This is a genomic window from Arthrobacter rhizophilus (assembly GCF_026241105.1).
In the GTDB taxonomy this organism is placed as follows: domain Bacteria; phylum Actinomycetota; class Actinomycetes; order Actinomycetales; family Micrococcaceae; genus Arthrobacter.
Genome location: NZ_JAPFFT010000018.1, coordinates 86,024 through 97,102 on the forward strand (window position 1 = coordinate 86,024; position 11,079 = coordinate 97,102).

The 11,079-nt window shown below is 63.4% G+C and carries 8 protein-coding genes and 1 rRNA gene; 3 read left to right on the plus strand and 6 right to left on the minus strand.

What is annotated here, in order from left to right:
• Positions 1-118: 118 nt before the first annotated feature.
• The 5 genes from OOZ51_RS15420 to lysS form a co-directional block, all read right to left on the minus strand.
• Positions 119-628 carry an amino-acid N-acetyltransferase gene (locus OOZ51_RS15420; protein ID WP_265980666.1) on the minus strand — a complete coding sequence of 170 codons (510 nt, stop codon included), beginning with the start codon at positions 626-628 and terminating at the stop codon, positions 119-121.
• A gap of 85 nt (positions 629-713) precedes the next feature.
• Positions 714-2,816 (minus strand): S9 family peptidase, encoded by a 2,103-nt coding sequence (locus tag OOZ51_RS15425; RefSeq protein WP_265980667.1) that lies wholly within the window; start codon positions 2,814-2,816, stop codon positions 714-716.
• A 171-nt stretch (positions 2,817-2,987) separates the two neighbouring features.
• Complete coding sequence (locus tag OOZ51_RS15430; protein WP_265980668.1) at positions 2,988-5,480, minus strand: ATP-dependent Clp protease ATP-binding subunit; 2,493 nt, start codon at positions 5,478-5,480, stop codon at positions 2,988-2,990.
• 380 nt (positions 5,481-5,860) lie between these two features.
• Positions 5,861-6,187: a histone-like nucleoid-structuring protein Lsr2 gene (locus OOZ51_RS15435; protein WP_265980669.1), complete on the minus strand. Its 327-nt coding sequence runs from the start codon at positions 6,185-6,187 to the stop codon at positions 5,861-5,863.
• A gap of 305 nt (positions 6,188-6,492) precedes the next feature.
• Positions 6,493-8,022: a lysine--tRNA ligase gene (gene lysS, locus OOZ51_RS15440; protein ID WP_265980670.1), complete on the minus strand. Its 1,530-nt coding sequence runs from the start codon at positions 8,020-8,022 to the stop codon at positions 6,493-6,495.
• 75 nt (positions 8,023-8,097) lie between these two features.
• Here lysS and OOZ51_RS15445 point away from each other — a divergent pair, with 75 nt between their 5' ends.
• The 3 genes from OOZ51_RS15445 to OOZ51_RS15455 are packed head-to-tail and all read left to right on the plus strand — an operon-like array spanning position 8,098 to position 10,717.
• On the plus strand, positions 8,098-8,988 hold the full coding sequence (locus OOZ51_RS15445) for an alpha/beta fold hydrolase (protein ID WP_265980671.1): 891 nt from the start codon (positions 8,098-8,100) through the stop codon (positions 8,986-8,988).
• Between the two features lie 9 nt (positions 8,989-8,997).
• Positions 8,998-9,852, plus strand: coding sequence for an alpha/beta fold hydrolase (locus tag OOZ51_RS15450; protein WP_265980672.1), 855 nt, complete (start codon positions 8,998-9,000; stop codon positions 9,850-9,852).
• A 31-nt stretch (positions 9,853-9,883) separates the two neighbouring features.
• Complete coding sequence (locus OOZ51_RS15455; RefSeq protein WP_265980673.1) at positions 9,884-10,717, plus strand: alpha/beta fold hydrolase; 834 nt, start codon at positions 9,884-9,886, stop codon at positions 10,715-10,717.
• 288 nt (positions 10,718-11,005) lie between these two features.
• Here OOZ51_RS15455 and rrf read toward each other — a convergent pair.
• Positions 11,006-11,079: ribosomal RNA gene (gene rrf / locus OOZ51_RS22605) — 5S ribosomal RNA — on the minus strand; the annotation flags it as partial.

Here is an 11,079-nt window from a genome sequence, read left to right on the forward strand (position 1 = left end):
TCGCCTCCACAGTATGGTTAGCTCGCCGCAACCGAGCCTCGCCTAGTTTATCCATCAAGTTGATATACGTAAAGACTTGATGGCTAGGACATACGGAACCCGCGAGAAATACCTAGGGCTAGAGGAACTTGATCATGCGGGTGTTGCCCAGGGTGTTGGGCTTCACGCGTGCCAGATCGAGGAACTCGGCCACGCCTTCGTCATGGGAGCGGAGCAATTCCGAGTAGACCTGTGGGTCCACTGCAGTTTGGTCCGCCATGACTTCGAATCCGTGGCGCTTGAAGAAGTCCACTTCGAACGTCAGGCAGAAAACCCGCGCAACGCCCAAGGCGCGCGCGTCCTCCAGCAGCTGCTGGACAAGGACGTGGCCCACGCCCTTGCCGCGCCAATTGTCGTCGGCCGCCAAGGTGCGCACCTCGGCCAGGTCCTCCCACATCACGTGCAAAGCCCCGCAACCGATTACCTCGCCGTCGGACGATTCGGCAATCCGGAACTCCTGAAGGCTCTCGTAGTAGGCCACGGTCTCCTTGGCCATCAGGATTCGTTGCTCTGCCAGCGGCGCCACAAGCCTCTTGATCGCGGCAACATCACCGGTGCGGGCAGGGCGGATACTGAACGTCGAAGTCACAGCCCAATCTTACGAGGCGAGGGAGGCTGGGACGGTTACCGGACCCGGGGGCGACTTTCCGCACCAGCCTCCGAGCCGGAGGCGCCTATAGCCCCAGGTCCCCAGGAACGGGGACGTCTTGACCCAGTACCTGCTTAGCCAGGAAGTGCTCCACCACGCCGTACCAGACCTTGGCGTGCTGTGGCTGCAGGATCCAATGGTTCTCGTCCGGGAAATACAAGAAACGGTGTTGGGTCTCGCCGTTGTCGTCGGCAGGCAGCCCGGAACTGGAGAGCAGTTCGTACCAAAGCCTCAGGCCTTCGCTGATAGGCACCCGGTAGTCCTTGTCACCGTGGATCACGAGCATGGGCGTATTGATCTTTCCAACATGGAGATGCGGCGAATTCTCCATAGCCATCTCTGCTGTCATTTCCTTGAGCCAATACTGCGAAGCGTCCGTGGTGGGGCCGAACTGGTCGAGGGCCCACAAACTGGCGTGCGTTACGATCGCTTTGAAACGGTCCGTTTGTCCGGCCACCCAGTTGGCCATGTATCCGCCGAATGACCCACCCATCGCGGCAGTCCGCGTCTGGTCAATGTCGGGCCGCTGGATCACCGCGTCGGTGATAGCCATGAGGTCCGTAAACGGAGCCTTGCCCCACTCACCCCAGCCGCGCTGGATGTATTTTTGCCCGTACCCGGTGGACAATGCGGGGTCGGGCAACAGTACGGCGTACCCCTTCGACACGAGCAGCCAAGGATTCCACCGCCAGGTCCAGGCATTCCATGAGCCCAGGGGTCCCCCGTGGATCCACAGCAGCAGGGGGGCCGGATTCGCCTCCGATGCCCCTTCCGGGAGCGCGAGGTAGGCCGGAACCCGCGAGCCGTCCGCCGCGGCCGTCTCCACCCGCTCCAACGAGCCTCTGATCTTGGGGCGCTGTGCCGGCGCGGGAAGTCGCTCCACGTGCCCCGTCGCGAGGTCGATCCGCACGGCTTCCGCCGGGAATTCGTAAGAGCTGCGCAGCGCGAAGGCACTCAGCCCATCCGGGGAAACCACGACGTCGGTGTACGCCGCCGCGTCCTGCGTCACCCGGGTGACGGTACCGTCAGCGACGCCGATCCGAAAGACAGGCGCGGCGCCGTCGTCGTCGGCTGTGACGAGGAGCGAGCGCGCATCCGGAAGCCATGCAGCGGGACTTCCCCAGCGGTCCCAACCGGGTGCAAGCGGCTCAAGGTCAAGGGCTTCTCCGCCTGCGACGTTCAAAACGTGGAGCTTGACCTGGAGCGCCTTCCCCGGAGTGCTGTGACTCTCGCTGACGACCGCAATCCTGTTGCCGTCGGGGCTGACCGGGCCGGGGAAATAGCTCATTCCCTCATGGTCCAAAAGCACCTTGAGGGACCCGGAGGCGACATCGACGGCGGCAAGCACAAAGCGCGTATCGGCCTTCGCGAGCGGCTTGGCCAGGCTCGTGTAGATCGTGTTGCCGTCAGGGCTGACCACCGCGTGGGTGTTGCGGAGGTTGCCGCCGACGTCGGGAGTCAAATTGCGCAGCTTCAGGGGCGCAGTAGCGTCCACGGTCGCGGGCTTTCCGGACTCAGCCACGTCCCCGTTTTCCACGGCAAACAGCCTGGGCTGAGCCGGGCCCAGATCGGCGTCCCAGTAGCGAACCGGGTAGCCGGTGTGCAAAATGGCCGCCACCTTGTTCTCCTTGCGGCTCTTGCGCCGTTCCTCATCATTTTCCTCATCGGTGGAACCGGCAAGGACCGAGGCGGTCACGAAAGTGGCATCAGCGGCTGACGCGGCCAAAACACCCCCAACGCCGCCCGCGCGGGAGTGCACCACCCGGGCCTCCCCGCCGCCGGCCGGGAGGAGCCACAAAGCGCTCACAGGATCGGCCTCAGGGCTGTCCGGGTCGGGGCGGGCCGAAGTGAAGTAGAGGTCACCGTTGGCGGCAAACACCGCGCCGGTCTCGCCCTTGGCGCTGCGCGTGATGCGGCGCGCATGCCTCTTCCCCGCAGGATCGAGCTCCCAAAGAGCCGTCACGTATTCCGTTCCCTTGGCGTTGAGGGTGGAAACCGTGGTGACCAGGCGGCTTCCGTCCGGGCTAAGGGCCAGGCCCCCAACCCGGGGGATGGCCAGGTAATGGTCGAGATCGTGGAAAGGAGTTTCGGGTTGTGTGCTCGGGGCCTCTGAGGCATTCGAATCCATGCTCCGATTCAACACGCAATGTGCGCCAGATCACAGAAGGTTCACTAAGAGTGAAACAGTGCTTTCAGATATTCCGGGGGTTTACCCAGAGCCGGTTCGAACCTGGGCGTTCGGGAACGCAAAAGCCCCGCCCACTCCTTTCGGGAACGGACGGGGCCCTTGAGTCGGAACTTAGGCGCTCGGAGCGATTTCCGGGATGCGCGGCTTGGCATTGCCTGCAAACGTGAACTTGGCGTCGTCGCCTTCGCCGTCCACGTCAACCACCACGATGTCACCCGGGTGCAGTTCGCCGAAGAGGATCTTCTCGGAGAGCTGGTCCTCGATCTCGCGCTGGATGGTGCGGCGCAGCGGCCGGGCACCCATGGCGGGATCATATCCACGCGTGGCCAGGAGAACCTTGGCGGCCGTGGTGAGCTCGATGCCCATGTCCTTGTCCTTGAGGCGGCCCTCGAGGCGCGTGACAAACAGGTCCACGATCTCGATGATCTCGTCCTGCGTGAGCTGCGGGAACACCACGACGTCGTCAACGCGGTTGAGGAACTCGGGGCGGAAGTGCTGCTTGAGCTCTTCCGTGACCCGTGCCCGCATCCGGTTGTAGCCGGTGGTGGTGTCCGTGCCGGACTGGAATCCGGTCGCCACACTCTTGGAGATATCGCGGGTTCCCAGGTTCGTGGTCATGATGATCACCGTGTTCTTGAAGTCCACCACGCGGCCCTGGCTATCCGTCAGCCGGCCGTCCTCGAGGATCTGCAGCAGCGAGTTGAAGAGATCGGCGTGGGCCTTCTCCACTTCGTCGAACAGCACCACGGAGAACGGACGACGGCGGACCTTCTCGGTCAGCTGCCCGCCCTCTTCGTAGCCGACGTAGCCCGGAGGGGCCCCGAAGAGACGCGAAACCGTGTGCTTCTCGGAGTATTCGGACATGTCCAGCGTGATGAGGGCATCCTCTTCACCAAACAGGAATTCGGCGAGGGCCTTGGCGAGTTCGGTCTTGCCGACGCCGGTGGGGCCAGCGAAGATGAACGAACCGCCCGGACGCTTGGGGTCCTTGAGGCCTGCACGGGTGCGGCGGATGGCCTGGGAGAGGGCACGGATGGCCTCGTCCTGGCCAACGACGCGCTTGTGCAGCTCGTCTTCCATCTTCAGCAAGCGCGAGGACTCTTCCTCGGTGAGCTTGAAGACCGGGATGCCGGTGGAGTTCGCGAGAACTTCGGCAATCAGGTCTTCGTCTACCTCGGAGATATCGTCCATGCCGCCGGACTTCCAGTTGCGTTCCTTTTCGGCACGCTCGGCAATGAGCTTCTGCTCCTTGTCGCGCAGCGAGGCGGCGCCCTCGAAGTCCTGGGCGTCGATGGCCGATTCCTTCTCCATCTTGACCTCGGCGATGCGCTCATCCATGGCCTTGAGCTCCGGCGGAGCCGTCATACGGCGAATGCGCAGGCGCGCACCGGCTTCGTCGATCAGGTCGATCGCCTTGTCCGGCAGGAAGCGGTCCGAAATGTAGCGCTCGGCCAGCGTCGCCGCTGAAGTAAGCGCGCCGTCGGTGATAGTCACGCGGTGGTGCGCTTCGTAGCGGTCACGCAGGCCCTTGAGGATCTCGATCGCATGCGCGACGGAAGGCTCCTTGACCTGGATCGGCTGGAAGCGGCGCTCCAGTGCGGCATCCTTCTCGATGTGCTTGCGGTACTCATCCAAGGTGGTGGCACCGATCGTCTGGAGTTCACCACGGGCAAGCATCGGCTTAAGGATCGACGCGGCATCGATGGCACCCTCGGCCGCACCGGCGCCCACCAGGGTGTGGATTTCGTCGATGAAGAGGATGATGTCCCCGCGGGTGCGGATTTCCTTGAGGACCTTCTTCAGCCGCTCTTCGAAGTCACCGCGGTAGCGGGAACCAGCCACCAGGGAACCGAGGTCGAGCGTGTAAAGCTGCTTGTCCTTGATGGTTTCCGGGACGTCCCCGCGGACGATCGCCTGGGCGAGACCCTCGACGACGGCGGTCTTGCCGACGCCGGGCTCACCGATCAGGACGGGGTTGTTCTTGGTGCGGCGGGAGAGGACCTGCATGACGCGTTCCATCTCCAGCTCGCGGCCGATCACCGGATCAAGCTTGTTTTCCCGCGCGGCCTGGGTGAGGTTGCGGCCGAACTGGTCCAGCACCACCGAACCAGCCGGAGTGCCTTCCTGCTGGCCAGGTCCTGAGCCGGGGCCTGCGGCTTCCTTACCCTGGTAGCCGGAGAGCAGCTGGATGACCTGCTGGCGGACCCGGTTGAGGTCCGCGCCGAGCTTGACGAGCACCTGCGCGGCAACCCCTTCGCCCTCACGGATGAGGCCCAGCAGGATGTGCTCGGTACCGATGTAGTTGTGGCCGAGCTGTAGGGCTTCGCGGAGCGAAAGCTCAAGTACCTTCTTGGCGCGCGGGGTGAAGGGGATGTGACCGGACGGGGCTTGCTGGCCCTGGCCGATGATCTCCTGTACCTGCTCGCGGACGCCATCGAGCGAAATGCTCAGGGACTCAAGCGCCTTGGCGGCAACGCCTTCACCCTCGTGGATCAGACCCAAGAGGATGTGCTCGGTACCGATGTAGTTGTGGTTGAGCATGCGTGCCTCTTCTTGGGCAAGCACAACAACGCGACGGGCACGGTCCGTAAATCTCTCAAACATTTCGCCACACTCCTAGCTACGACGTACTTTGATGCTACGTGGCAACGCAGGAATTTTGGGGCGTGTTCGCCACAGGGGAAACATGGGCGCACCGGGAATAAGTTCACTCACGCCATGGAGCGTCGTTGGCGCGGCTTTGGTGGACTAAACACCATGCTCCACAGCCAAGCGAGGGCTTCCCTCTACCGCCGTCGCGGGCCGGCACCAGCCGTCGTTGTTCTCAGCGAACGTCGTCACTTCGTACCCGACATTCACAGCCTGCCCCAAACCTTCCGATGAATAGCGCAAGCCGGTCAGTCAAACTGATACCGGCAGCCGGACGAAACGGGTGGGGAAATGACAATACCCCGGCCGTAAGGCCGGGGTATTGATACTTCGTGTCAGGAATTGGCCTTCTGATAGGCTTCCTGAATTTCGGCCTGAATGCGGCCACGGCTGTTTACGGTATAACCGTTCTCACGCGCCCATTGACGGATCTGTGCGGAGTCCTGGTTTCTCCCTGCGGCAACGCGGCTGCGCGTTGCACGACCGGTCGAAGTTTTACGCGCTTTGGCTACAAACGGCCCGAGAGCGTCCCGCAGCCTGCCAGCGTTGGCACTGGACAGGTCCATTTCGTAACTGACTCCATCAAGGCCGAAACGGACAGTTTCATCCGCGGCGCCCTCATCCAAGTCGTCAACGAGGATAATTTTGACTTTCTGTGCCATGAAAAGACTCTCTTTTGGAGGGGCCGGATATGCAGAATAGCTGGACTGCTAATTAAACATTATCGTCCAGGGCATGGCAGATCGTCAAAGCCTCTATTAAAACTTGGAGAGCGGCCGTCGAAAGAGCTATTTGGCAGGCGTTGAACCGTCGCCCCCCGGGTGCGCAATTCCGAAACCGGCTTCTTCCTGGGCTCGTGCTTCTGCTTGACGCTCTGATTTGTCCGCGTTGAAGATAGCCTTCATGGCAAACCAAAAGAGAAGGCCGACAACAACGGACGGCGCAAGAACAGCAATGTATTCCATAGTCAGTGCCCTTCGGGCTTGAGGAGTGGGAACAAGATGGTTTCCCGGATGCCTGCTCCGGTGAACAGCATCACCAAGCGGTCGATGCCCAGGCCTATGCCGCCCATGGGCGGCGCACCGTACTCTAGGGCTCGGAGGAAGTCCTCATCCAACTGCATGGCCTCGACGTCGCCGGCGGCCGAGCGGCGTGACTGCTCAGTGAGCCGTTCGCGCTGGATGACGGGGTCGATCAGCTCTGAGAAGGCGGTGCCGCGTTCCATGCCACCGATGATGAGGTCCCAAGCCTCGATCAAACGGCCGTCCTCCCGGTGCGGGCGGGCAAGGGGCTGCGCTGAGGGCGGGTAGTTGTAGACGAAGGTGGGGTTGAGCAGCGTGGGCTCGACGATCTCACCGAACAGTTCGACCACCAGCTTTTCGGCATCCCACTTGGGATCCACCTTGACTTCGTGCTTGGCTGCAATCGCCAGCAGTTCCGCCACCGTGGTCTCAGGCGTGATCTCCTCGCCAATCGCCTCGGAGAGCCCCGGGTAGACGGCAACCCAAGCCCATTCGCCGTCGAGGTCAATCTCTCCGGCGTCCGTCTGGATGGTTCGGGTACCCACGACGTCGGCGACGTTGAGGATGATTTCCTTCATGCGCTCGGCCATGACGAACTGGTCTGCCCACGCCTCGTAGCTTTCCAAGGTGGTGAATTCCGGGCTGTGGGTGGAGTCGACACCTTCGTTACGGAAGACGCGGCCCATGTCGTAAACGCGGTCAATTCCGCCCACTACGGCACGCTTGAGGAAGAGCTCGGTGGCGATGCGCAACGTCATCTTCTGGTCGAAGGCATTCATGTGCGTCTCGAACGGACGGGCCGTAGCACCACCGTGGACGAGCTGCAGGATGGGCGTCTCCACCTCCACATAGCCGCGACGGTCCAAGGTGTCGCGCACCGAGCGGGTAATCGCTGCACGGGTGTAGACCATCTCGCGGGCTTCATCGCGGACCATCAGGTCCACGTAACGCTGCCTGACGCGGGTCTCCTCATTGAGTTCCGCGTGCAGCACCGGCAGCGGACGCAATGCCTTCGAGGCCATGGACCAAGAGTCGGCCATGACAGACAGCTCGCCGCGTCGGGATGAAATGACCTCGCCCTTGATGAAAACGTGGTCTCCGAGGTCCACCAGCGCTTTCCAGTCCGCGAGGGTCTCCTCGCCGACGTTCGCCAGGCTCAGCATGGCCTGCAGACGTACGCCCTTCCCGTCTACCCCGCCTTCCTGGAGGGTGGCGAAGCAGAGCTTGCCGGTATTGCGCACGAACACGACCCGGCCCGTGATGCCCACGGTGTCACCGGTGGTCTCGTCAGCCTGGAGATGCGCGTACTTCTCGCGGATCTCGGCGAGGGAATGCGTCCGCTCAACGCCCACCGGGTAGGCCTCGGCACCGCGTTCGATCAGCTTGCTGCGCTTTTCCATGCGGATACGCATCTGTTCGCTGGCGTCGGCGGGCTCTGCGGCGTTGTGCTGGGCTGGGGTGTTTGCGGAAGTCACAATCCCCAAGTTTACCGGGGATTCCTTGGAGTTCCCTACCCTCGCCCCCGGCGACCGGCGACATAGACTCGGGCTGTGGAGACATGGACAGTTGAAACGGACGACGACGGCGGTCACCTTGAGGTGCACTCTTTCCGTCCCGGGGCCGCGGCCTCCATTCCCGGCGCGCCGAGCGCGGCTGAGGGACCCGGCGTCGTACTTGTCCACGGCACCTTGGTGACCGATTCCCTCTACTGGCCATTCGCCAGGAACCTCAGTGTCCTCCTTGGCCGGCCGGTGCACTCCTACAACCGGCGCGGCCGCGGCCGCTCGGCGCCGCAGCCGCCCGGCTACTCCGCCGCGACTGAGACCGGCGACCTTCTTGCCGTGATGCAGGCCAGTGGCTCCACGGATGTTGTTGGGCACAGCTATGGCGGATTCGTGGCACTCCAGGCTTCCTTGCGCGCACCCATTTCACGGCTCGTCACTTACGACGCTGCAGTTTCCCTGTCCGGCAGCCTGAACGGGCGCTGGCGTCCGCAACTGGAAGAAGCCGTCACAGCTGGCCAGCTTGACCACGCATGGGCGCATTTGGTCCAGGGGCTTGCGACCGCCGGTCCGATTTCCTATTTGCCGCTCGGAGCGCTTCGGGTGCTCAGCATCCTCTCCGCCAAGACCAGGTTGGGATCCGAGATGAGGGAACTGTTGCCGACGGCGGTGTCCGAGATGCGAGCGATCATCCAGGCCGACTCGCACCTCCAAGATTATGCGGAGATGAAAACGCCGACCCTGATGCTCAGTGGCGGCTGGAGCCCGTCCTACTTCGCCGAAACCGGCCGGCTACTCGCCGCTGCCATCCCGGTGGTGGACTTCGCGATAGTCCCCCTGCAGTTCCATGAGGGTCCCCTCCGGCCGGGGAAGCAGCTCGCGGTGAGAATCGCCCGCTACCTGGCCAAGGGCCCGGCGACGCCGACGCCGGCACCCTAGGATGAAACGGTGAGAGAACGTGAGGTCCCTACGCCCGACGGCGGCAAGCTGGCCTTATACAGTTACGGCACCGTGGACGCGCCCGGAGAGCGCCGCGTCGTGCTCATTGGCGGCGCATTCCTGACCGCACTCATTTACAGTCCCTTTTCCATGGCGCTGGCCAGTGGACTCGGCGAGGGCTGGGCAGTTGACGTCTACGACCGCCGAGGCCGAGGCAGCTCAACGGAGCTACCCGCAAACTACTCAATGGCCACGGAGATCGCGGACGTCCGCAGCATCATGGAGGCAACGGGCGCCAGGAACATCCTTGGCCACAGCCTTGGCGGTTCCGTGGCACTGAATGCCGTGCAGGAGTTTGCAGGAACAAGCTACGAGCCGAACAAACTTGCCGTCTACGATGCCGCCGTGAACATCGATGGCAGCATGGACACCGGGTGGCTCGACGGCTTTGCCCAGTCTGTGGATAGGGGAAATGTGGGACATGCCATGGCCCGGTTGAAGAGGGGCATGCAGCCCGGCACCGCCTTGGCCAGGGTCCCGGAACCCATCCTGGCCGGCCTCATGGCCATCGTCTCCCGGACGAAAGTCAACAAGGTCCTCAAGGAACTCATGCCAACGGGCGTGGCCGAGCTCAAAGCCGCCTACGACGAGGCCGCACACCCCCGGGACTTCTCCGTACTGCCTCGAAACACGCGGTTCATGGTGGGTAGCAAGAGCCCCAAGTACTACAAGGTGACCGCCGAACGGCTGTACGCGGCGGTTCCCGGAAGCTCGCTGGTGGTATCGCCGAAAGGCTTCCACGGATCCATCCCGGCAGCGGTGAAGGAACTTGTGGCGGACATTTCCAGCTATTTCAAGGACTGACGGAACCCTGCGGCTCCGTTAGGCTCGAAGCATGACGCGCGAGAACATCACAACGGCCGACGGCGGAACCCTCGAGCTCTTCACGACGGGCGGTGATCTGGCGACTGCCGGCTCCGGCGTCGTCGTCGTGCCTGCCTCCATGGTGACCGCCGCAGACTACTCCAAGTTTGCGCAGAAGCTCAGCGCCGCCCTTGGCCGACCAGTACACACTTTCAACCGCCGGGGCCGCGGCGAGTCGTCGCCGCAGCCCGAGGACTACACGCTCGACGTGGACATCCGGGATCTTGCCGAGATCATGAAGCACACGTCTTGCACCGATGTCTTCGGGCACAGCTTCGGAGGCGCAGTGGCCCTGCACGCGGCACGCACGCTGCCCGTGGAACGCCTGGCGGTCTACGACCCCGCAGTTTCCGTCAACCACAGTGTGAAGGCCGGGTGGACGAGCGAATATGAGCGCGCGACGGCGGCTGGAGACTTTGACCGCGGCCTCGCCGTGCTGGTGAAGGGCGTCGAAACAGAGGGCGCCTTTGCGCGCATGCCGCTCTCCATGCTGACCCTCGTCAACAAGCTGACTTCGGGCACCCCCATGGGTAAACAAATGCGCGAACTCATGCAGGCCGGCGTACGCGAGATCAAGGCGGTCATCGCCGCCGACATGCCCGCAGAGCCATTCCTGGCGCTCCCGTTGGAGACGCTCATTGTGGTGGGCGAAAAGAGCCCGGCATACTTCGGGGTAGCGTGCGGTCAAATCCACGACGTCCTCTCCGGATCGAGCTACACCATCCTCCCCGGCCACGGCCACGACGGAGTGATCCGGGCACCGGACAAACTCATCGCCGAGCTTTCCGACTTCTTCTCAGGCTAGCCTGCGGGTCCTGCTCAAGGTCCCGGGAGGACGCTCGCTCACCTCTGGCGGTCCTGACGGGACGCTCGCTCACCTATGGCCGGTCCTGACGGGACGCTCCGGCAGTTCCGGGGCGTCCCGGGGTGACGCTTGCTCACCTATGGCCGGTCCTGACGGGACGCTCCTGCAGTTCCGGTTGTCCGGGTGATGGGGCCTGTTGGAAGCCCGGGGATGCCTTGCCGAGGGCATGGGGGTGTTAAATGGGCCAGGCCCCGACATTCGTTGTCGGGGCCTGGGCCGTTGAAAGTTGTCCGGCGGTGTCCTACTCTCCCACACCCTCCCGGGTGCAGTACCATCGGCGCTGTGGGTCTTAGCTTCCGGGT